21 protein-coding genes and 1 pseudogene are annotated in these 22,124 nt (G+C 68.4%); 12 read left to right on the plus strand and 10 right to left on the minus strand.

Translation table 11 applies throughout. The annotated features are described in order from the left end of the window. Positions 1–1,479 carry an MFS transporter gene (locus OG252_RS31055; RefSeq protein WP_329340217.1) on the plus strand — a complete coding sequence of 493 codons (1,479 nt, stop codon included), beginning with the start codon at positions 1–3 and terminating at the stop codon, positions 1,477–1,479. A 229-nt stretch (positions 1,480–1,708) separates the two neighbouring features. Here OG252_RS31055 and OG252_RS31060 read toward each other — a convergent pair whose 3' ends face one another. Continuing rightward, positions 1,709–3,160 carry an alginate lyase family protein gene (locus tag OG252_RS31060; RefSeq protein ID WP_329345224.1) on the minus strand — a complete coding sequence of 484 codons (1,452 nt, stop codon included), beginning with the start codon at positions 3,158–3,160 and terminating at the stop codon, positions 1,709–1,711. Positions 3,161–3,393: 233 nt separating this feature from the next. Here OG252_RS31060 and OG252_RS31065 point away from each other — a divergent pair, with 233 nt between their 5' ends. Next, a complete protein-coding gene (locus OG252_RS31065) occupies positions 3,394–3,753 on the plus strand; it encodes a VOC family protein (protein WP_329340219.1) in 360 nt (119 codons plus the stop codon). Positions 3,754–3,796: 43 nt separating this feature from the next. On the opposite strand, the gene OG252_RS31070 is transcribed toward OG252_RS31065, so the two are convergent. Further along, complete coding sequence (locus OG252_RS31070) at positions 3,797–4,099, minus strand: hypothetical protein (protein ID WP_266439007.1); 303 nt, start codon at positions 4,097–4,099, stop codon at positions 3,797–3,799. 155 nt (positions 4,100–4,254) lie between these two features. On the opposite strand from OG252_RS31070, the gene OG252_RS31075 reads away from it, so the two are divergent. The 5 genes from OG252_RS31075 (at position 4,255) to OG252_RS31095 (ending at position 8,009) form a co-directional block, all read left to right on the plus strand. Further along, positions 4,255–4,680 carry an Hsp20/alpha crystallin family protein gene (locus OG252_RS31075; protein ID WP_266439010.1) on the plus strand — a complete coding sequence of 142 codons (426 nt, stop codon included), beginning with the start codon at positions 4,255–4,257 and terminating at the stop codon, positions 4,678–4,680. A gap of 16 nt (positions 4,681–4,696) precedes the next feature. Further along, positions 4,697–5,176, plus strand: coding sequence for a DUF2267 domain-containing protein (locus OG252_RS31080; RefSeq protein WP_329340221.1), 480 nt, complete (start codon positions 4,697–4,699; stop codon positions 5,174–5,176). A gap of 220 nt (positions 5,177–5,396) precedes the next feature. Beyond that, positions 5,397–7,067 (plus strand): glycosyltransferase family 2 protein, encoded by a 1,671-nt coding sequence (locus tag OG252_RS31085; RefSeq protein ID WP_329340222.1) that lies wholly within the window; start codon positions 5,397–5,399, stop codon positions 7,065–7,067. A 254-nt stretch (positions 7,068–7,321) separates the two neighbouring features. After that, complete coding sequence (locus OG252_RS31090; RefSeq protein ID WP_329340224.1) at positions 7,322–7,558, plus strand: hypothetical protein; 237 nt, start codon at positions 7,322–7,324, stop codon at positions 7,556–7,558. Position 7,559: 1 nt separating this feature from the next. After that, positions 7,560–8,009, plus strand: a complete 450-nt coding sequence (locus tag OG252_RS31095; protein WP_329340226.1) for a hypothetical protein — start codon at positions 7,560–7,562, stop codon at positions 8,007–8,009. A 125-nt stretch (positions 8,010–8,134) separates the two neighbouring features. Here OG252_RS31095 and OG252_RS31100 read toward each other — a convergent pair whose 3' ends face one another. Beyond that, complete coding sequence (locus tag OG252_RS31100; RefSeq protein ID WP_329340228.1) at positions 8,135–8,551, minus strand: winged helix-turn-helix transcriptional regulator; 417 nt, start codon at positions 8,549–8,551, stop codon at positions 8,135–8,137. Between the two features lie 97 nt (positions 8,552–8,648). On the opposite strand from OG252_RS31100, the gene OG252_RS31105 reads away from it, so the two are divergent. Beyond that, entirely contained in the window at positions 8,649–9,494 is an 846-nt protein-coding gene (locus OG252_RS31105) for an NAD(P)H-binding protein (protein ID WP_329340230.1), read from the plus strand. Positions 9,495–9,562: 68 nt separating this feature from the next. Here the strand turns inward: OG252_RS31105 and OG252_RS31110 are convergent, their stop codons facing one another. Further along, positions 9,563–10,279 carry a TetR/AcrR family transcriptional regulator gene (locus OG252_RS31110; RefSeq protein ID WP_329340231.1) on the minus strand — a complete coding sequence of 239 codons (717 nt, stop codon included), beginning with the start codon at positions 10,277–10,279 and terminating at the stop codon, positions 9,563–9,565. Between the two features lie 119 nt (positions 10,280–10,398). Between OG252_RS31110 and OG252_RS31115 the strand changes: the two genes are divergently transcribed. Then, positions 10,399–11,100: an NAD(P)-dependent oxidoreductase gene (locus OG252_RS31115; RefSeq protein ID WP_329340232.1), complete on the plus strand. Its 702-nt coding sequence runs from the start codon at positions 10,399–10,401 to the stop codon at positions 11,098–11,100. Between the two features lie 128 nt (positions 11,101–11,228). Here OG252_RS31115 and OG252_RS31120 read toward each other — a convergent pair whose 3' ends face one another. The 6 genes and pseudogenes from OG252_RS31120 to OG252_RS31145 all read right to left on the minus strand — a co-directional run bounded on the left by OG252_RS31120 (position 11,229) and on the right by OG252_RS31145 (position 13,067). Beyond that, positions 11,229–11,432 (minus strand): hypothetical protein, encoded by a 204-nt coding sequence (locus tag OG252_RS31120; RefSeq protein WP_329340234.1) that lies wholly within the window; start codon positions 11,430–11,432, stop codon positions 11,229–11,231. A gap of 56 nt (positions 11,433–11,488) precedes the next feature. Next, positions 11,489–11,761: a Scr1 family TA system antitoxin-like transcriptional regulator gene (locus tag OG252_RS31125; RefSeq protein WP_329340236.1), complete on the minus strand. Its 273-nt coding sequence runs from the start codon at positions 11,759–11,761 to the stop codon at positions 11,489–11,491. Positions 11,762–11,837: 76 nt separating this feature from the next. Next, positions 11,838–12,029: pseudogene (locus OG252_RS31130) on the minus strand (Scr1 family TA system antitoxin-like transcriptional regulator); the annotation flags it as partial. Positions 12,030–12,171: 142 nt separating this feature from the next. Further along, a complete protein-coding gene (locus tag OG252_RS31135) occupies positions 12,172–12,294 on the minus strand; it encodes a hypothetical protein (RefSeq protein WP_329340238.1) in 123 nt (40 codons plus the stop codon). Positions 12,295–12,447: 153 nt separating this feature from the next. Next, positions 12,448–12,726 (minus strand): hypothetical protein, encoded by a 279-nt coding sequence (locus tag OG252_RS31140; protein WP_329340240.1) that lies wholly within the window; start codon positions 12,724–12,726, stop codon positions 12,448–12,450. Positions 12,727–12,731: 5 nt separating this feature from the next. Next, positions 12,732–13,067, minus strand: a complete 336-nt coding sequence (locus tag OG252_RS31145; RefSeq protein ID WP_329340242.1) for a DUF6247 family protein — start codon at positions 13,065–13,067, stop codon at positions 12,732–12,734. A gap of 279 nt (positions 13,068–13,346) precedes the next feature. On the opposite strand from OG252_RS31145, the gene OG252_RS31150 reads away from it, so the two are divergent. Genes OG252_RS31150 through OG252_RS31160 form a run of 3 tightly spaced genes read left to right on the plus strand, consistent with a single transcriptional unit; the run spans position 13,347 to position 21,974 of the window. Further along, positions 13,347–15,446: a hypothetical protein gene (locus OG252_RS31150; protein ID WP_329340244.1), complete on the plus strand. Its 2,100-nt coding sequence runs from the start codon at positions 13,347–13,349 to the stop codon at positions 15,444–15,446. Continuing rightward, entirely contained in the window at positions 15,446–16,393 is a 948-nt protein-coding gene (locus OG252_RS31155; RefSeq protein ID WP_329340245.1) for a hypothetical protein, read from the plus strand. The genes OG252_RS31150 and OG252_RS31155 overlap by 1 nt, the downstream gene beginning before the upstream one ends. Continuing rightward, the gene (locus OG252_RS31160) at positions 16,386–21,974 is read left to right on the plus strand and encodes a DEAD/DEAH box helicase (protein ID WP_329340247.1); all 5,589 of its coding nucleotides are present in this window, start codon (positions 16,386–16,388) and stop codon (positions 21,972–21,974) included. Before OG252_RS31155 ends, OG252_RS31160 begins: the two co-directional genes overlap by 8 nt. Positions 21,975–22,124 lie beyond the last annotated feature (150 nt).

Genomic DNA, 22,124 nt, shown 5'->3' on the forward strand with positions numbered 1-22,124 from the left:
ATGACCACCGCGCAGGCCGAGACCGGCCGAACCGTGACGACCGACATCCCCGCCCGCCTCGACCGTCTCCCATGGTCGCGCTGGCACTGGACGATCGTGATCGGTCTCGGCACCGTGTGGATCCTCGACGGTCTCGAAGTCACCGTTGTCGGCAACATCGCCGGGCGCCTGTCCGAGCCCGGCAGCGGACTGCCCATCACCTCCGGCCAGGTCACCGGCATCGCCGCCGCGCTCTACGTGGCCGGTGCCTGCTTAGGCGCCCTTTTCTGGGGCCGCCTGACCGACGTCTGGGGCCGCAAGAAGCTCTTCATGATCACCCTCGCGGTGTATCTCGCGGCGACCGCGCTCACCTCGATCGCCTTCGACACCTGGTGGTTCTTCGCCTTCCGCTTCCTGACCGGCTTCGGTATCGGCGGCGAGTACGCGGCCATCAACTCCGCGATCGACGAGCTGATCCCCAAGGAGTACCGCGGCCGCGTCGACCTGATGATCAACGGCAGCTTCTGGCTGGGCGCGGTCGGCGGTTCGCTGCTGTCGATCGTCGCGCTGAACACCGCCATCTTCCCGGCGAACGTCGGCTGGCGGCTGACCTTCGCCCTGGGCGCCGTCCTCGCCCTGGTGATCCTCCTCGTACGACGCCACGTGCCGGAGAGCCCACGGTGGCTGCTGATCCACGGCAGGGACGAGGAGGCGGAACGGATTGTCTCCTCGATCGAGCAGCGCGTCGAGGCCGAGCGAGAGGAACCGCTGCCGCGGCCCGAGGGCGAGATCACCATCCACCAGCGCCGCAGCGTCACCTTCCTGGAGATCGGCCGCACCGTCTTCTCCGACTACCGCAGGCGGGCGATCCTCGGCTTCTCCCTCTTCATCGGCCAGGCCTTCCTCTACAACGCGATCACCTTCGGCTTCGGCGCGATCCTGACGACCTTCTACGACGTCCCGACCGGCGACACCGGCTACTACTTCGCCGTCATCGCCGTCGGCAACTTCTGCGGCCCCCTGCTGCTCGGCAAGCTGTTCGACACGGTCGGCCGCAAGGTGATGATCTCGTCGACCTATCTGCTCTCAGGGTTGCTGCTCTTCGGCACGGCCTGGCTCTTCGACCGCGGCTCCCTGAGCGCGGGCACGCTGACCGCCTGCTGGTGCGCGGTGCTGTTCTTCGCCTCCGCGGGCGCGTCGAGCGCGTACCTGACGGTCTCCGAGGTCTTCCCGATGGAGACCCGGGCCATGTCCATCGCCTTCTTCTACGCCATCGGCACCGCCGCCGGCGGCATCAGCGGCCCCATCCTCTTCGCCGACCTCACCGGCACCGGCAGGGTCGGCGACACGGTCCTCGCCTTCCAGATCGGCGCGGCACTGATGTGCGCGGCCGGCCTGGTCGCGGCGCTCCTCGCGGTGCGTGCGGAACGCCGCTCCCTGGAGGACATCGCCACGCCCTTGACGGCGGCGTCGTCGTCGGCGGCGAGGGCTACGGCGTAGGGGGCAGGGCAGTCGGTTTCGCCCCCGCCGCCCCTTCCCGTTCCCGACCTTGGGGGCTCCGCCCCCAAACCCCCGCTCCTCAAACGCCGGAGGGGCTGATTTTCAGACCGTCCGGCGTTTGAGGACGAGGCCCTTCGGGCCGAAGCGGGGGTCTGGGGGCGGCAGCCCCCAGGACGGGACGGGAAGGGGCGGCGGGGGCGAAATACCGTTGGGGCGGCACGGGTGGGCGCTACTGGGCGCCGTCCCGTCGCACCCGGTCGCGCCGCCGCAGGAAGAGCACCCCGCCGGCAACCGCCGTGATACCCGCCGCGGCGGTCCAGCCGACGATGTCGTTGGAACCGGTGGCGGCGAGGTCACCTTCGGCGTTGGGCGACGCGGAAGCGGAGGGCGACGCCCCGGTCTGCGGCCGGGCGTCCGAACCGCCCCCCGCACCGCCGGAGGCAGCCGCACTGGCAACCGGGCTCGGGGAAGCCGACGTGTCCGCCGCCCGGTCCCGGGTGAACGCCAGCGTGCCGAAGCCGAGTTGGTCGTACCCACCGCTGTTGGGACCGTAGTCCCCGCCACCCCCCTCGGGCGCGGCCTGCGCGGCGATCCGGGTGAGGTACGTGGCGGACAGGCCCCGGCGCTTGGTGTAGTGGTTGGCGATCATGGCCCAGATCGGGCGCTGCATGGCCGGGTCCACCGTGGCGGCGTCGCCGGCGGTCTCCTGGCCGGACCAGCCGTTGATGGCGCCCTTCGCACGGGTGTTGGCGGTGTAGGGCACCTCGCCGCCCATGCTCCACTTGGCCACGTACTGGGCGCCCTTGAGGAAGCGGCTGTCGTCGTAGCCGTACAGGTCGACGCCCTGGTTCCAGGCCATCTCGCAGAAGGTGCCCATGAGGCCGACGCCGAGCAGCGCGTGCCCCTGGTCGCGCCCGGCCTCCAGCCACTCGGCGAGGCCGTCCTCGCGCACCACGGGGATGGCGTTCTTGACCGCGCCCAGACCCTCGCCGTGCTTGAAGTAGTCGACGGCGCGGGCGACTTGGGCCTTGTCGTCGCAGAAGATGCCGGTGGCCAGGACGCACGCCATGGCGGTGAGGTCCCAGTTGGTCCAGTAGTTGGTGATGACGGCGCCGTTGTGCCTGACCAGGAAGTCGTCGCTGAGCGGTGCGAAGACGGTGCTCAGCATCTCCTGGAACCGGCCGAGCTCGAAGTCGCCGTGGTCACGCACGAGTTCGGCGGCGTTCGCGAACTGGTAGCCGTAGAGCCCGGCGGCGAGGAACCGGTCGGCGCTGCCTTCGAGACTGGTCAGCTTGCCCGACCAGGCGTTGAGGATCGCGACGGCGGTGTCGGCGTACGCGCTGTCACCGCTGACGTGGTAGCGCAGGCCGTTCTGGTAGGCGGCGTGGATGTCGTTGTAGAGGAGCGTGTAGTTCTGCGGGGAGCCCGCCCCCCGGTACACGGTCGCCTGCGGGTTGGCCGTCCAGCCGCTCTGCGCGTGGCGGTTGGCGGTCAGCCTGGCGAAGCCGGCGGTGTAGGGGGCGGCGCCCGCCTTCACCTTGGCGGCCATACGTGCCAGATCGGCGCGGGTGTGCAGCAGGCCGGGGTGCGCGTAGGCGGCGCCGGCCGCGGCGGCGGGACTCGGGGCAAGGGCGGTACCGACACCGACGGCTCCGGCTGCGACGCCTGCGGCCTTGAGCATGCTCCGGCGGCTGATCTCTCGTGTCACGAGCGGCATTCCTCTTCGGTCCTCGGGGGGTGAGTCGCGTTCCTGCGACCCTGTGGCAGGGGACGGTGAGGAGACGTCGAGAAGTGACGACGGATAACGAAAACTGGAGTCTCGTGCCCCAAGGCGAGCCGATGTCGAGCCGATGTCGAGCCGACGGCGAGCTGCCGGCGAACCGTTGGCAAGCCACCGACGAGGAGAGATGCCGGATGACAGTCCGCAGGATCGTCCCCAACACCCAGGTCGAGTCCGAGGAGGCGATGCGTACGAGCAGGGACTTCTACGGCCTGCTCGGCTTCGAGGAGGTCATGGACATGGGCTGGGTGACGACCCTGGCCTCCCCGGCCAACCCGACCGCCCAGATCAGCTTCTTCACCGAGGAACGCACCGGCCCCGTCGTCCCCGACCTGAGCGTGGAGGTCGAGGACGTCGACGAGGCGTACGCGCAGGTGGTGGCGTCCGGCGCGGAGGTCGTGCGGGAGCTGCGGGACGAGGAATGGGGCGTACGGCGGTTCTTCGTACGGGATCCGAACGGGCGGGTGGTGAATGTGCTGACGCACCGGGCGTAGCCGGTCCCGCACCTGGTGTCGCCGATGGGCGCCGTCGGTCGGTTCAGGCCTTCCGGTCCGCCACCGCCCACGAGGCCAGGCCCACCGCTCCGGCCACCCCGAACACGGCCGGCCAGGCGCCCACCTTCTTGGCCAGGGGGTGCGACCCGGCGAAGGCGGCGACGTACGCGACCGTCAGTGCCCCCGCCGCCTTCCCGCCCGCCTGCCGGCGCCACTGCTGCGCGGCCGCGGCCCCGGCGACGGCCAGCACGGCCCCGCCCAGCTGCCGCTTCCTGGTCCAGCGGGCCACGCCGTACCCGCCGACGAGACCGCTCGCCGCGACGACGGAGCTGGGAACCTTCGCCATGCCTGCCTCCTGCGCTGTCCGTGTGCCCCGAGGCTAGCGCTCACCGGCCACGACGCCCGTTCCTGAGTCGGGGCTTGTCAAGTTTTCTCCTCCGAGCTATATAAGAAGCCGTAGGGCATCGCACAGACAGCACCTGAGGAAAGGAGTGAACTGTGATGCTCATGCGTACCGACCCCTTCCGCGAGTTCGACCGCCTCGCGCAGCAGGTCCTCGGCTCCACCGCCCGCCCGACCGCGATGACGATGGACGCCTACCGGTCCGGGGACGAGTTCGTCGTCCACTTCGATCTCCCCGGCATCGACCCCGAGTCGATCGAGATCGACGTCGAACGCAACGTCCTGAACGTCCGTGCCGAACGCCGTTCCCCCGCCCCCGAGGACGCGGAACTGATCGTCGCCGAGCGCCCCACGGGCAGCTTCACCCGGCAGCTCTTCCTCGGCGACACCCTCGACACGGAACGCATCGACGCCTCGTACGACGCCGGTGTCCTGACCCTGCGCATCCCGGTCGCGGAGCAGGCCAAGCCGCGCCGCATTCAGATCACGGGCGGCGGCAGCGAACGTAAGCAACTGAACGGCTGACCGGGAGGGAGCCTCTATGACGACAGTACTGAGCACGACCCCCAGCACGACGCCGACCACCACAAGGGGCACCACCCTGAGCACCACCCTGAGCACGCCAAGATGGACCGAACTGATCGACGCCGTACGGGAGTCCGGCCAGTACGCGACCACCGCGGAGGCCGAGCGCGTCACCCGCATCGTCCTCTCCGCGCTCGGCGGGCACGTCACCGGCGACGAACGCGTCGACCTGGCCCGCGCCCTCCCCGAGGAGGCGGCCCGCGTGGTCGCCTCCCAGATCCCGGTGACCCGCCCCCTGACGGCGTCGGAGTTCGTGGACGCCGTGGCCGGCCGCATCCACGGAGCCACCCCGGCCACGGCCCGCTGGGACGTCAGCTCGGTCCTCAGCGTCCTGCCGAGCCTGGTCGGCGACGACCTGGTGGACCGCGTTCTGGCCCGGCTCCCGCAGGGCTACGCCCTGTTGTTCGGCCGAGCGGAACTGACACCGGCAGGCTGAACGAGCAGGCGGAACGAGCCGCGGTCGTCAACCTCCCTGCTGGGTTTCGGCTTTCCGGCATCGACGCCGGCACGTGCAAGGCCGAAACCCGGCACGGCGGGACGGACATGGCGAGCCCGGGTTCCCCCGAAGAGCGCTCCCGGCAGGACACGAACGCGGGCTCCGACTACCGTGAGGTCGGTCACGAAATATCCCGGTCCGTCCTTGCCTGGGGGAATTAATGCTCAAGGTCAGCATTGTGGTGCCCGTCTACAACGCGGGTGACTACATCGAGCGTTGCGCACCGTCGCTCCTCCACCAGAGCCTCGGCCGGGACGAGTACGAGATCATCTACGTCGACGACGGCTCGACCGACGACTCCGGGCAGCGCGTCGACCGGCTGGCCGAACAGCATCCGCACGTGCGCGTGGTCCACCAGGAGAACTCCGGCTGGCCGGGGAAACCCCGCAACGTGGGTGTCCGGACGGCCCGCGGCGAGTACGTCCAGTTCGTCGACCAGGACGACGAACTGACCCCCGAGGCCCTCGAACGCCTCTACCGCCTCGCCGCCCGCAACGCCTCGGACATCGTCCTGGGCAAGGTCGTCGGCACCATGCAGGGCCCCAGCAGCCTCTTCAGGCGCACGGTCGAACAGTGCACGGCCGAGGACGCCCCCCTCATGGAGAGCCTGACGCCCCACAAGATGTTCCGCCGGGAATTCCTCCTCGCCGAGGACATCACCTTCCCCGAGGGACCGGTACGCCTCGAGGACCAGGTCTTCATGGCCCGCGCGTACGTGCGCGCGAAGCGGGTCTCCATTCTCGGCGACCACCCCTGCTACGTATGGAACCGCCGCGAAGACGGAGGCAACACCAGCAGCCGCGCGAGCACCCCCGAGACCTACTACGGCCACCTGCGTACGGTCGTGGAGGCCATCAAGGAGGGCACCGAACCGGGCCCCCTCCAGGACCACCTGCTGCGCCGCTCCTACCGCGTCGAACTCCTGCGCCCGGTCAGCGAACCCCGCGTCCTCCAGCGCACGGGCAGCAGCCGCGAACGGTACTTCGACGTCGTACGCCGCATGGCCCTGGACTGCTACCCGCCGGGCGTACGGGAGGGACTCCCCGCGATCACCAGACTCAGAGCCCACCTCCTGGAGGAGGGCAACCTGGAGTCCCTGGTCGAACTCGCGCGCCGCACCCAGGAGATCAAGCCCCAGGTCACGGTCGACGCCATCCGCAGGCACAAGGACCGACTCGTCATCCGGACGACGATCGGCATGCTCCGCCCCGACGGCGAACCCCTCACCCTCGTGGAGCGCTACGGCCGTCTCCTCCTGGACCCCGATCTGCTGGCGGACATCAAGGGCGCCGAGGACTGGGAGGTCCCGCACCCCCTCGGCGACGCCCGCGGCGAGATCCTCGTCCACGACGCCGCCCGCAACCTGTGGTGGTTCCCGGACACCGACCTCGCCCCGCGTACCGAGCCGCTCGGCAACGGCCGCCACCGCGTGATCATCACCGGCGAGACCGTCATCGATCCCCTGACCCTGGCCGGCGGCACCGAGATGCCCCCCGGCACCCACCTGGTGTGGGCGAACGCCCGGCTCCTCGGCGTCGGCCGCCGGGACCGCCTCACCGGCACGCCCTCCTGCCCCGCCGCGTACACGACCGGCAGCCCGGCCCGCCTGGTCATGCCCACCTGGGGCGGCCCCTCCGGCCAACTCCGCCTGTCCGTCGGCCAACCGGGCCACATCTCCGTCCCCCACCGAGTCCTCCTGCACGCCACGGCGACCCCGAGCGTCCGCCGCGCCGCCCGCACCCTCGTGCGGCGCCTCCCGAAGGACGTACGCAAGCAGGTTCGTACGCTCGCGCGCCGGGCGGACCCCTGGACGGCGGGCCGCAAGGACTGAACGTCGGTCCGTAGGGGGAGATGGGTCCCTGGTCCGTCGGCCCTCGTACGGGGCGGTGTGAGGAGAGCTGCTGCCCGGACCTGCGCCGGAGGGGGGCACGGTGTCGGTCGGAACGACGGCTGGCCACGCATGAGCTGGAGCGACTGAACGGACCACGACGCTGTCCGGCGGTATCCGGACGCGGGCGCCGATCCGGATTGGTGCGCGGAAGCCGCCCGTTGCACCGGGCGGCTTCATACGGCACACCGGAGGTCGTGGCCGAACTGGCCCGCCGCGTCACCAACATCGACGCCCTCGAACCCGGCGGTCCGGTGTACACCGTCGACGGCAGCGGACGCGCCTTCGCGAAGGGCGTCATCTCCGGTGGCGGCGGCGGTGGCGGCGGTGGTGGTGGCGGCGACAGCGGTGGGTTGTTCGACCCGTGCTGGCTATTCTTCACCGACATCGGGTTGGCCAACAGCGCCTTCCCCGGCACGGTAGCGAGGTACTGACATGCGCCGCGTACTTCTCGCACCGTTGCTGGCGGTATCCCTGACCGGATGCTCGCTCCTCGGCCAAAGCACACCGTGCACCGAAGCCGACGCGGACTCGCAGGTCTCCGCAGTGTGGCGGCCCGCCGACTTCGGCGGCCGGGACGCGGTGAGGATCCGGCTGTGCATGGACGACACCTGCGAGGAGCGGACATCGGGCAGTCCCGACGACCCGTTCGCCTCGCTGCCGGTCCGGCTCCCCGACGACATCGGTGCGTCCACCGTGCCGGTTCGGCTGACCGTGACGTCCGTGAAGAGCGGTGACACGGTCGTCGAGGACAGCACCCGGGCCAAACTGCATGAGCAGCACCCCAACGGCACGTCCTGCCCGCCCACCACGTGGACAGCGACGTTCCGTGCCCACCCCGACAAGGGCCTCACCTCGCCCGAGGGCATGAAGCTCCAGGGCTGAGCCCCGTACGCCCTCTACGCAAGCGCCCGTCCCTCCGGCACCGCCGGAGGGACGGGCGCTTCGCGCGGTTCACCCCAACGCGTCCGCCGCACCGCCCGCCCCCTCCTGGATCATGCGGGCGGACCCTACCCGCGCCTGACGGCGCGACGGCCGCCGGGCCGCTCCTTGGTGTCGTACTCCCGCCGGGCCTGCTCGACCGTGTCCAGGTTGACCGACCACTCGGAGAGTGCGGCGAACATCGGCCCCAGGCTGCGTCCCAGGTCACTGATCTCGTACTCCACCCGCGGCGGAACCTCGGGGTGGTAGGTGCGCACGACGAGCCCGTCGCGTTCCAACTGCCGCAGCCGGTCGGTCAGCACCTTGGGCGTGATGCTGGTGATGCGGCGTTCCAGTTCCACGAACCGATGCCGCCCGTATTCGTGGAGCGCCCACAGAATCGGAGTGGTCCAGCGGCTGAAGACGATGTCGACCACCGGGGCGATCGGGCACGCCTGCTCGGGGGCGACATCGATACGAGCCGCCGGGTTCGTGTGCTGCGTCACAGTGGGCCTTCCTGTCCAGTACTTTCCCCTAGGTACCTACTATCCCCATGCCGGTAGCTTCCGTTGGGCGAACACGGATTCGACAACGGGAGCGAACATGATTGTGGTGACCGGAGCCACGGGCAACGTCGGACGGCCGCTGGTACGGGCGCTCGTCACGGCCGGCGAACAGGTGACGGCGGTATCGCGAGGCATCTCCGCGCAGGACCTGCCGGACTTTCCGGCGGAGGTACGGCGCCATCAGGCCGACCTGGCGAAGCTGACCGATCTGGCGAGCCTCGCCCCCGCGCTCGACGGCGCCGACGCACTGTTCCTGCTGACCTCGGGCGACTTCGTATCCGCCGGTGGCAGCGTCGGCGACGTCCTCGATGTCGCGCGGGCCGCCGGGATCCGCCGGGTGGTCCTGCTGTCCTCCCAGGGCGTCGCCACGGGCAGCCACCCGGCAACACTGGAGGACGCCATCACGCAGTCGGGCCTGGAATGGACCCTGCTGCGGCCGGGCGGCTTCGACTCCAACACCCTGCAGTGGGCCGACATGGTCCGCACCCGACGGACGGTGACCGCGCCCTTCGGCGACGTCGCCCTGCCGACCATCGACCCGACCGACATAGCCGAGGTCGCCGCCGCGGCACTACTGGACACCGGCCACGCCGGCAACGCCTACGAGCTGACCGGCCCGGCCCCGATCTCACCCCGGGAGCAGGCATCGGCGATCGCCGACGCGCTGGGGGAGCCGGTGACGTTCGTCGAGCAGAGCCGCGAGGAGGCCCGCGCCCAGATGCTGCGGTTCATGCCCGAGCCGGTGGTCGAGGCCACGCTCGGCATCCTGGGCACACCGAACCCCGACGAGCAGCGGGTGAGCCCTGACGTCGAGCGGGTCTTGGGGCGACCGGCTCGTTCGTTCGGCGAGTGGGCTGCGCGGAATGTGGCGGCCTTCAAGTAGGCCGGGGCCCCCGGCGGAACTTCTGCCGCGCGGCTGATGGGGAGGGAAGCCCAGTGCCCTGCCGCCTTCTATCGCTGCGGGGCGAGGTCCAAAGTCCGGATGAGCTGGGCCAGTTCTTCGCGGAAGAGTTTGTCCGGGCTGAGTGTCTGGGTCTGGAGATGGCCGTAGATCTCCAGAGAGACCAGGCCGTGCAGGTGGCTCCAGATGCGCAGGGCGAGAGCCACGGCGGCCGGGGGCAGGTCGGGGAAGGCCGGGCGGACCTTGTCGAGGAGGCCGACGTCGAAGTCGGACCAGGTGAAATCGCTGTCCGCGTAGCGGTGTTCGGCGTGCGGCCAGGCCGCGGCCGCCAGCGCGGTGATGCCGGTGCAGACCCGGCGGGCGGCGTCCGGGGCGGCACCGCCCGCGGGAGGACGGTAGCCGGGGACGGGATCGCCGTAGATCAGGCGAAAGCCCTCGGGGTGCTCCAGGGCCCAGCCACGGAACGCGCGAGCCCACGCCTCTATACGGGCGGCCGGATCCTGGGCGGGTGCCGCCTCCCAGGCGGAGTCCACGGTGTCGGCCAGCGCGGTGTACACGTCGTTGATCAGCGTGGTGACCAGGTCGTCGCGCGTGGCGAAGTATCCGTAGATGGCGTTGGCGGTCATGCCCATCTCGCGGGCGATGGCCCGCAGCGTGATCGCATCGGGTCCGCCCGAAGCCATCAACTCGAGCGCGACCTTCTTGATCTCGGCGGTCGTCTCGGCCCGCAGCCGCTCGCGGCGCCCTCTGATCGTTCCCACAGCCATGGACTCTACAGCGTCCCCATAGTGCATGCCGTAAATTTACTTCATGCCGTATAGTCGCTGCGTGCCGTGAAGCACGGTCCTGTATTCGCGGGGGTATGCACAGCTACTGGGGAGAGGCCATGCACATCGGAGTCATCGGAGCCACCGGGGGTATCGGCAGCCGCGTCGTTACCGAAGCCCTCGACCGGGGCCACCAGGTCACGGCCTTCAGCCGCGACGCCTCGAAGATCGAGGAGAGCCGGGAGAACGTCATCTGGAAGAACATCGACGTCCTCGACGCGGGCAGCGTCGCCGCCGCGCTCCCCGGTCTCGACGTGTTGATCAGCGGATTCCAGCCCGGCAACGCGGCAAAGGACATCGCCGACACAGTCGCCCGCTCGATCGCCGACCCGACCGTGTACGCCACCGCCGCGCGAACCCTGCTGAAGGCGTTGGAGAGCCATCCCCGAACCCGGCTGATCGTCATAGGCGGCGCCGGCAGCCTGGAGATCGAACCCGGACTCGTACGGGCGGACTCCGACGACCTCCTCCACGAGGCACTCGACGCGATCGGCCTGCCGAGGGAGTACGCCGCCGCGGTACGCGGACACCGCGACGCCCTGAACGTCCTGCGCACGTCCAACCGGCTGTGGACCTACCTCAGCCCCGCGGAGGACATCGCCCCCGGCGAGCGCACGGCCCGCTTCCGGATCGGCACGGATCAGCCGGTCCTCGACGCGGACGGGCGCAGCCGCATCTCCATGGAGGACGCGGCCGTCGCCCTCATCGACGAGGCGGAGTTGCCGCGGTTCGTCCAGCGGCGGTTCACGATCGGGTATTGAGCCGATCCCAGCGAACTACGCCGCATCTGCGGATCACCCTCGGCTGTCCGCATCTCGCCGATGCGCACCGGCGCCGACGGAGGCGTGTTCGGGATCTTCATGATCCTCACGCCTCCGTCCCAGAGCGCCTAGCCGACCGAGTGCTGGTGCTTGTGCAAGGCCGCGCCGGCCCGGAAGCGGAGTCGTCCGCAGCGGTCCTTGTCTTCGTCCGTCGCCTCGTCGGCGCAACAGCAGTGCTGCGCCAGCCAGCGCAAGTCCTCCGGGTCGAGCCAGAGCGCGATACGGCCCTGTGCGGCCTCGGTTTCCGGATTCGTGGGCTGTGGCGATTTCATGCGTCTGACTGTATGGCTGGCTCAACATGCCTGTCTGTCTGCGACTGGCGGTGCCGTCAATCACGGTTCCAGAAAGCGAGAGCCTTGGCGATCAGATCGCGGGCGGCGTCTCCGTGGGAGGCAGCGCTGCTATAGGCGTCGAATGCCTTGTGGTGGAGGGCGACTTCATCCGGGTCGGTGATGTCCACGCTGTTTGAGACGAGTTCGTAGTGGGCTCTGTCTCCATACATGTTGAAGCCGGGCTTCGGAAGGACACCTACGTCGGCGGTGGCTGGGAGGACACCAAGGCTGAGGGATGGCAGGTCGATGTCGCGAAGGAGACGCTCCATCTGCCCGCGCATCACTTCCGGGCCCTCCGATGTTCGAGTACAGGGCTTGTTCGCCGAGGATCACGTCGTAGTGGTGCTCGCCGTCGTACAGCACCTGTTGGCGCTCCATGCGCTTGGCGACGCCTGCCTGCACGTCGTCCGGGACGCACAGGAAATCGACGACTTTGCGCAGAATCACGGTTGCGTATGCCTCGGTCTGGAGTGTGCCCCAGATCATCGTGGGGACGTAGGCCTTGCCGTGCCGCGTCTGCTGATACCAGCCGATCATCTCGTCCTGGATGTCTTCCGTGCCGGTGGACAATCGCTGCTGCCACGGAATGGAACTGATCAACGTGTCCCTCCTCTGAGGTAGGTCGGCGTGCGACCTACCCAACGGACAACACTGCCAAGCGATGCATGACACTTGCTCACTAGCGCGGCAGCGTGATCCGGTCGGTCATCAACACATCGTGGTTGGCGAAGAGCGAGCCGAGTGCGAACCGACGCCGGATGTACGCTGTCCAGGTCGCACCGGGCAGATCTGAGTACGCCATCACCGGTCCCGCGCGACTCGCCTGGGTTGATGGCCGCCGAGATCGCAGGCAAGGAGTCACAGCTTTTCGTCGTCGCCGTCCGCGTCGACGACAGTGCCGTGGCACGAGGTAGTTCGTTGCCTCGATGCCAGGTGACGGTCCCCAGCCCAGGAACTATTCAGCCGGGATGCCGTCGTCGGGGGTCACCGCGACGATGGCCACTGTGGGAGGCGGCGGCGCCGGTGTGTACACGTACGCCACCGCGAGCCCTGGCATTCTGCCCCGGGGTTCGATCCGGGTCTTGCGGACTTCGGTGCCGTTCTGACGGGGTGGGCCGAGCAGGACGCCGAGCCTGGGCACCTGTTCCAGCTCCTGCCGGAGCGTCTCCAGTGCCTGCTCGGCTCCAAGAGCCTTCGCCCAATCGGCCGCCCGAGCTGTTACGGCCGCAATCACGCCGCTTACCGGCCCTGTTCCTCCTGCTTCAACCGAGCCGTGAGGTCAATGCCCTCCTGTACGGCGATGTCAAAGTCAGGATCCTGGTAGAGGCGGACCCTGCCCCGGTAGTTGACGATCAATGCGGCAACAGCGTCGAGGTCCGTCTCGGACGATGCCTCCAGCGCACGCTGAAGATCTGCTTCAAAGGACTGCCGGTCGCCCGGAAAGCCATGCCCGGACCGTTGAGCAGCTCGAATGTCACCGGTGGTCCTCAACGGCAGCGCTGCAGGTCCGGGCGTCTCCGCGTACTGTGCGCTCACCATCGGCGCCCGGATGAAGGGCAGCGGGTCCACCGTCACGCCCGAAGAACACCACCAAACGCAGATCGGCCGCCAGCAAGGGCTGGCAGACCACCCACGAAAGATCGAGGTTAGGTCACAAATATCGCAGATAGACCTGCTGTGTAAGCGGCCACCGCAGTAAGGTGATTGACCGGCGCACGCATCAAGTGTGTTCCTGCCGCTTACTCTGACTTGCGGACAGACAGCTGCGTCATCTCCCCTGGCGGTAAGCGCCCGCTGAGTGCGCGCTCCATGTGCCGCAGCAGGAATGCGGATACGGGGGGAGCGGAAAGAGCCATGAGAGCGGCGTACAGGCAATGGCACGAGGTGCTCGCTGCAGAGTTCTTCGGCGCGGACCACGCGCTGCGAAGCACCGTCCTGTATGTCGATGACGAGATTGAACGGCAGCTCGCCGAGCTCTACGGCATCGAAACGAGTCTGGCCCAGGCCGTTGCCGTGGAACTCAACTGGAGCGACCCGGAAAGACCGCTGTTCAGCGACGTCCAGCGCGAGTGCGTGCTATGGGTGAACGGCGGGATCGAGGGGCCGCCGCCTAGCCTTCCGGTGCTCGCCCTGTCCGTGCTGGCCGCTACCCGCATGGCGTCATCCGACGGGATGCTGAGGAGTAACTTCTACAAGCGCTGGTTTCAGGTGTTCGGCGAGGAGCTGTCCGGCTACCGCGCGAACAAGCTGAGGAAGGCCTTCGAAGACGTCGCTGAGATGTGGGAGCAGCTGGACAGCTGGCTGCAGGATACGGGTGGTCTCTTCGGCACCAGCACGGTGAGCACTGACGACTTCTACTGGAAGATCGGCTTCCCTATCTCCCAGGCGCTGGTCCGCGGTTCGGACCGGCAGATCCTCACCCGTTTCTTTGCCACGACTCGCCTGAGGCCGCGCAATCGGACCGAGATATCCGGCCGAGAGCTCTTGCGGCGGCTCCGTGTTTGGACAGCGGGCCGGGAACGGCACCTGTCCCCCCGGCTCATGGAGGAGCTCGCCAAGGCTGCCGACACTGGCGAGACTCTCATCACCAGTCTCCTCAAACGACTTGCCGATGACTGGGACGGGACCCTCCATGAGCCGGAGCACGGGCACCGGCGCCGGGCTCTCGGGCTCCGGCTCCTAGTCGCGGACCGCGGAAGGCGACTGGACTGGCTGGCCGAGGCTGTCGAAGCGACGCCCGAGACAGAGGTCTGTCTACAAGGCGGGCGCACTTTCACGCTCCGCAAGGAGTATGGCGACGTCTACGGAGGGTTGGAGTCCCTCCGGCCATCCCCTCAGCAGTTGGCTTACGGCGTACGTCTCGAGGGTGAGGCCTTGGTCCTTGAATGGGTGCCGCAGGAGGTCGTGCTACTGCGGATGCACCCGTACCTCGGCGAGTGGGTGAGCACCGAGTACTTCGAGCCCGGCGAGCAGCACTGGATCCTTGCCGCTGACTCCGCCGTCGGTGAAGTGCGCTCCATGGTCAATGCTCTTGGCGGCCGGACGGTCCGCGAGACGGCGGCGCCGGCGGTGGGTTGGAAGCTGTTCAAAGGCGTCCGTGCGGTCAACGGGGGTGCCTTCGCTAGAACTTTGGATCGCGGTGGAGCGCATGCCTACGTCCTTGAACCTCAGATCCGCCAGCACGCCGAGTTGTCCGGCGGGCTCCGCATCGCCCCCGAGTACCGGGTGGGCTCCGGCGTTGCAGGCCACTTCCTCCGCGGCGGCGGCCCGGATCTGCTGCTGCCCGCGAGTGAATCCCCGGACGGGCTCGTGGAGGTCGTGCTCGACGGCTGCACGGAGAAGTTGCGTGCCGACCCCCGCATTCCCTTCCCACTGAGCCTCGTCCCTCTTGACGAGGGGAAGCACCAGGTAGGCACAGCGCAGAGCAGCCAGGTCTTCACCTTGCACGACGGGCTGCACGACGGGTTTCCGCCAGGGACCGGGATGCTCGGGTACGACTGCAACGGCACCGCCCAGCGCGAACTGAGCGAGGTCGGCGATTCCGACGCGGCCATCCGAGGTGCTTATGCACCGGACAGCCTCAGGCTGCCGCCCACCGAGCTTGTGCGTAGTGATGTCCTGGAAGCAGTGCTGATCGATCACCGCGGCAGTGCGCGCAGAGTCAAGCAGCAGTCAGTCCCAGCGTGGATGGTGTCACGGCTGCCGGAAGAGGCCCGCGGCTCCTGCCTTGAGGTCGAGGTGCCGGAAGGATATGTGTGGCTGGTCTACCGGACGGCTGCCCGGTGGTCCGTCCGGGCACTGGCCGCAGCAGAGGACATTCCCGACCCTGCACCATCCCACGACGACTACGCCTGGGCACATGCGGTACTCAGCGCCGCCGAGCGCTCGCACGCCCCGGTCTGGCTCGGGTATGTAGCGGCGGCAGAAGCAATTGCCGGAAAGCGGGGAGCCTGATGACAGATCCAGGAGACCTGCTGCTGCGCTGGGTGAGCGAGCGGGGAGCGGGCGCGCTGTCCGACGTCAAGCAGGGCATGTGGTGGCTCGCATCCACACACTGCCCGGACATCGAGCCGGGTGCGGCGGGCCGCTGGCTGCGCGACGCTGTCTCCCTCGGCCACATGGACATCGACTGGCGCAACAGGCGCTGGTCCGCGGCACCGCCCGTACTGACGCGCCTGCCGCAGGCCCGAGGGCTGGCCGTGCTGGCCGGGAGTCGGACGGCTGCTTTCGACGATCGCCTAGATCAGGTCGTGAGAGATGGCTTGGTAGAGCTCTTCCGAGTGCCCAGTGCACGCCCGCCACGGGATATCCCCCTGCCTGTCTCGCTGATCGTCCAGTTCGACGACGAGGCTGGGCTGGCGCAGTGGGCGACCGAGCTTGGAGCCGAGTACACATCCTGCTTCGCTCTCCAGGGCGCTGCGCTGCTTCCACCTCTCAGACTTGAAGTGCGGACTTCTGCACCGGAGTTCGGGCAACCGCTGGAGCACTACAGCCTGGACCGCCGGGAATACCAGCCTGCAGGCCGGCCACAGGGGGATGGCCTTTACCGGCTCAAGCAGCGCGAAGGCAAGCGCGTATGCCAAGTTCGGCGCAGTGGCGAGTGGTACGAGACCAGCCACGAGGAAGGGGTGTACTCCGTCCTAGAGTCCCGGAACCCGGAAGCTGATGTGCTCCGCTGGCTGCCCGAAAAGGACTGCGGGCGGGAGAGGTTCGGGACCCTTTACGTCGACTGGGGCTACCCTCTGCCCGACCTGCACCGGCGCGTGGCTGTCATGTGCTCCGGCCTCGCGCCGCGCATCAATGCGCATGCCGAGAACCTGGCGTACGACAACGTGCCCAAGGCCGTAGCAATCAAGATCGCAGACTCGCTCGGACAGCACCTTGGAGAGAATGATGAGTGACACCGTCGCGGAAGAGCCCGGCAGCAGCGGCCGGGACGTCGACATCCTGGGTTCGTTCGAGCACCTGAAAGAGGCGCTGTTCCGCTACTACAACACGCCGTTCGGCCTCGCTGACCAGCACCTGGAAGCCGAGAGGCAGGCCCTCTTCGACGTGGACGGCGGGGCGTGGCGGCGCCCCCTCCTGGAAGTCCGCCCGCGATACGCCACGATGGACGCGGGGATCGCGGACTCCGTCCGCTCGGCGGGCGCCCACCCCGACCTCGCGGAATTGGTGCAGCTTGGTCTGCTGCAGGGCATTCCGTCGCTCTACGAGCACCAGCACCGAGCCCTCACCGCTGCGGTCCGCGATGGGCGCGACGTCGTCGTCACGGCAGGCACCGGCTCCGGCAAGACGGAGTCGTTCATGCTGCCCATCCTGGCCGACCTCGTCCGCGAATCCGAGGCCTGGTCGGCGGGGACACTGCCGTCCAACCGCTGGTGGGCGTCCCCAGACGGCGAGTACCAGCCGCAGCGGGCAGGCGAGAACGGTCGGCATGCTGCCGTACGCGCTCTGGTCCTCTACCCGATGAACGCCCTCGTCGACGACCAGATGATGCGCCTGCGCAAGGCCCTCGACAGCAACAGTGTCCGCACATGGCTTGCGCGATCACGACCCGGCCACCGCTTCTACTTCGGCCGGTACACCGGAGCGACACCGGTCCCCGGCGACTTCGGTTCGACCGCCGGTGTGAAGACGCTCCGCAAGGAGTTTGCTGCGACGGAGGAGCGCTCGAGCCAAGCGCAAAAGGCTGCCGGAGACGGCCGGTTCTTCATCCCGAGGCTCGACGGCGCGGAGATGCGCTCCCGTTGGGACATGATCCAGGCCCCTCCGGACATCATGATCACGAACTACAGCATGCTCAACGTCATGCTGATGCGCTCGCGCGAGGCGGGCATCTTCGACAAGACGCGCCGCTGGCTCGAGGAAGTCCCGGACGCCCGCTTCACCTTGGTTGTCGACGAGCTCCACATGTACCGGGGCACCGCAGGCACGGAGATCGCCTTCCTCCTGCGCAACCTGCGCCACAGGCTCGGCCTGGACGACAAGCCGGAGAAGTTCCGGATTCTCGCGGCCTCCGCATCCCTCGAGGCGCCCCGCGACCTGGACTTCCTGCAGGAGTTCTTCGGCGCTGACCGCGACCGGTTCGAGGTACTAGGCGGCCAGCTCGTACTGCCGCCCCACACACGCACCGACATCTCCGAGCACGCCCCTGCGTACGCGGCTCTCGGCACCGCCCCCGAACCTACTGAGGCAGAAGCGCTTCTGGCTGCCACTGGAGCAGCCGATGCGTTTGTCAATGCTCTGCGTGACGGCGACCGGCTCATCGCGGACTTCGACACGGAAGTCGCTGCGCGGCTCTTCCCAGGCGCTGATGCTCCAACCCAGACGGACGCGATGCGCGGAATCCTTGCCGCGCTGCGCAACTCGGAGGCCGTCGGCACTCCAAAACTCCGCGGGCATCTCTTCTTCCGTAACATCCCCGGAGTGTGGGCCTGTTCAGACCCCGCATGCCCTGATGCCCCGCGCCCGGAAGGCGTCGAGAGGACCGTCGGTAAGCTGTATTCCCGGCCCACACCCCGGTGCAGCTGCGACGCCCGCGTTCTCGAACTCCTCTATTGCCAGAACTGCGGAGACGCTTTCCTCGGCGGTTACGCGCCCGAATCGGCATTCCGGAACACCAAGGGACGTCCCTTCGAAGCCGGCCTGCTCGCCGACCTGCCCGACCTCGACTCACTTCCTGACGCTGCTGCTCTCGGGCCGAGCGCGGCCAATTACATCGTCTATTGGCCGCGCAAGGATGAACCGGCCACGGACAAGCTCGCCTGGAACTCCACCTCCGACAAGGGGGTGCTGAGCGCCAGCTTCGAGTTCAAGCGCAGCAAGTACGACCCACGCACTGGCATGCTCCGGAACCAGAGCACCCACACCGGCTGGTCGTTCCACATCAGTGTTCCCCGGCCCAAGAGGGGGAGCGCCCGGCTCAAGGCCGACAACCTTCCCGCGGCGCCGACCCAGTGCCCTTCATGCGGCGACGACTGGGAGCTGCGGCAGGCCGGGAGCGAGCACCTCAGCCTGAGCGACCCGCGCCGCATGCGCACCCCGGTCCGGTCGATGCGCACCGGTTTCGAGAAGGTCAACCAGGTCCTGACCACCGGGATCCTCTCGCTCCTCCCGAACCGGCAGGCAGTCGTCTTCTCCGACAGCCGACAGGACGCGGCCAAGCTCTCCGCCGGCCTCAGCCTCCGCCACTACCAGGACCTGCTGCGCCTGCTCCTCGCCGAGGAGGTATCGGATCAGGGCGACCCGGTGGCAGACCTCGCCGCCGTATCAGGCTTCTACCGGAAGTCGCCCGACAACTCTGTGGACAGGGACATGGCCAAGGCCGCACGCGACCGGCTCAGGGCTCGGGACCGAGATTCGTACGACGCGTGGGAGAAGCTCCAGAAACCCCAGGATGCAGCGAGCCTCGACGACCTTGACGACGATCTCCCGGACCCGGCTGAGGAGGCCGCGCTCTACGGCCTTCTGAGCCGGGTGCCCAGTCTCGACAGCCACGCCGCCGCCGTTGCTCAACGCCTCGTGCAGCTCGGCGCCAATCCCGGTGGACCGAAGGCGTCCCTCCAGCAGACGGCCTACCAGAATGGCTTCCAGCCGCAGCCCTGGACCTCGCTGTACCGCTGGCCGGAGGGGGGGAACGACGGAGTACGGGATGAATCCGGCCTCGCCCTGAGCGAGCGCCAGGAACAACTGCGCCAGGACATGCGCGAATCCCTCAGCACCGAACTGCTCAGCGGCCTCTTCGGCAGCGCCGGGCGCGACTTCGAATCTCTCGGCCTGGGCTGGCTCACCCTCGTGTCCGACCAGGCGCCGCTCGAAGCCGAGCGGGCGTCGGATGCCGCCCTGGCCCGGACGAGCCTGAGGATCCTCGGCCACATGCGCCGGTTCGCCGGACTGCGCAAGCCGGCAGACAACCCACCCAAGAAGCTCCGTGATTTCTGGGCCAGTGCAGCCGATTACCTCGGTCAGGACCCGGAGGACCTCCAAGCCACGGTAGAGCGGATCTGGGGGAGCGCAGTCCTCAAATACGTCATCCAACCCGAGCACGTCGCGCTGCGCCACGGCAGTACTGCGTCCTGGACCTGCTCCACATGCAATCGCCGCCATCTCCACCCGGGCGTCGGCATCTGCACGAAATGCCGACGGCCCCTGCCTGCAGAGCCCGAGCAGTTCGAGAGCATCGACGCCGACTACTACGCCTGGATGGCACGCAAGCAGTTCGGGCACTTCCGGCTCAACACCGCTGAACTCACCGGCCAGACGGACCGCCTCGACGCTCAGGCCCGCCAAGCCCGCTTCCAGGGCATCTTCCTCGATGGCAAAGAGCACGAGCTCCCAGACACTCTCGACGTCCTCTCCGTCACCACCACCATGGAAGCCGGTGTCGACATCGGCCCGCTGTCCGCAGTTCTCATGGCCAACATGCCCCCGACCCGGTTCAACTACCAGCAGCGTGTGGGACGCGCCGGACGCCGCAGCTCGCCGGTCGCACTCGCTCTGACCGTATGCCGTGGCCGCAGCCACGACGAGTACTACTTCCAAGACCCGAAGCGCATCACCAACGACGCGACCCCGCGGCCCTACCTGTCCACTGACATGAAGGACATCTACCAGAGGGTCCTCGCCGCGGAAGTGCTGCGCCGGGCCTTTGACGCGGTGCAGGTTGCACTGGAGGACGACGCAGGGATCGATCCGACCCGCAACGTCCACGGGCAGTTCGGGCACTGTGCCGACTGGCACGTCGTCAGCGAGGCCGTCGGCGCTTGGATCAAGTCGCACGAGGCCGAGATCCGGAGGCTCGCTGAAGCCCTCGCCGACTTGACCCGCAGCATATGGTCTCCGGCCGAGGCGGCGGGATGGGTTGCCTCGGAGCTTGTCGACCGCGTTGCACGGATCGCGGACCGAGCCAGCGGCCACCATGAGCTCAGCCAGCGGCTTGCAGAGTCGGGCCTGTTGCCGATGTTTGGATTCCCCACGTCGGCCCGGTACTTGTACACGAAGCGTCCCTTCGACTCGTACCCGTGGCCGCCGAGCGGAGTCGTCGACCGCTCTCTGGACATCGCCATCTCGCAGTTCGCACCCGGCGCCGAGACGGTGAAGGACGGACAGGTCCACACCGCTACCGGAGTGGTCGCGTTCGAGCCGATGGGCAGGGCCCCGCGAGCCGTGGATCAGCCGCTCGGGCAGTCCATCCCCATCGGGATCTGCGGTGCCTGCGGGCACCTTGCGGACGAAGTGCAAATGTCTCCAGTGCAGGAGGACGGCGCGCCTCCACAGCCCTGCCGCGCCTGCGGAGCTGCTGACGGGTCATACCGCGAGATCGAACTCCGCGAACCAGCCGGCTTCTACTCCGGGGGCAAGGCCCGTGATTTCGACGGCAACTTCGCCTGGCGTGCGAGGTCGCTGGCACCGCGCACGGCCGCCGATCTCGAGCGTGGCGCGCCAGAGAAGATCGCGACGGCAGGAATGGTCGTCCACGCGGGCAAGGGCCGACGCTTCGCGGTCAACGACAACGGCGGTCGGCTCTTCAGCTTCGCGAAGCTCACCCCGACCGCACGCTGGTCCGGCGCATACCTGGAGACTGGGGCGGCGGAGCTGTTCCCCTGGCTCACGAAAGACATTGCAGCCGGCGAGGAACCGCTGACCACAGCCATCGGCGCTACCCAACACACCGACCTGTTCCTCCTCGGACCTCAGGCCGGCGAGATTCCCGCTCTCGGCCTGCGTCTCAACCTCAGGTCCGTGCCCCAGAGCACCGGCTTCCCGGACGACCGCTCAGGCAGGCGGGCCGCCTGGTACTCGCTTGCTGCCCTGCTCCGAACCGCCGCAGGCTCAATCCTCCAAGTGCAGCCCAACGAGATCGCGTCCGGCATCCACGGAGCAGGCTCCGACAGCCGCGAGGCGCGCACTTTCGCCTTCCTCTCCGACACCCTGGACAACGGTGCTGGCTACTGCACGCACCTCGCTGAGCGCGACGTCTTCGAGCAGCTAATGGCTACAGCGAACAGAATGCTGGCGGCCTTCGCCACAGGAGCGCATGGTCGGGACTGCCGAGGCTCGTGCTACCAGTGCCTTCGCGACTACACAAACATGGCGTACCACAGCCTGCTCGACTGGCGACTGGCCGGCGACCTCCTCGCCATCCTCCAGGGCCGGGGTGCCGCAAGCGATCAGCGCGCCCGACGCGCTGCGGGCCTGCTGCGGAACTGGGCTTCGGACTTCCCGTCCGAAGACGCGGACTTCGTGGACGACCTCGGAGGCACCGGACCTGCCGTTCTCTTCGAGGAGCGGGTTTGGGTCGCGGCCAAGAGCCCGTTCGAGGCCGCTGACGGGTCGCTGCAGTCCGCCCGCATCAGTGTCGTGCGCGACGCTGCCGCATCTGATGGCCGGAACGTTCCCGACGTGGTGTTCGTCGACGATTTCCTCCTCGACAAGGCGCCAGCACGGGTTACAGCCCTGATCGCCGACTTCGACGCAATGTAGTAGGCGACGCTCACTGCTATCAGGAAGGCGTAACTGCAGGGGAAGTTGAGATCTGTGATGGGAGATAGGCGTCGGTAGCCGTGCATGCGCCCGCGGCTGCCGACGGCCTGTGCCAGGATGATCACCTGCGAAAGCAATGGATGGTTGAAC

The organism is Streptomyces sp. NBC_01352, assembly GCF_036237295.1.
In the GTDB taxonomy this organism is placed as follows: Bacteria; Actinomycetota; Actinomycetes; order Streptomycetales; family Streptomycetaceae; genus Streptomyces; species Streptomyces plumbiresistens.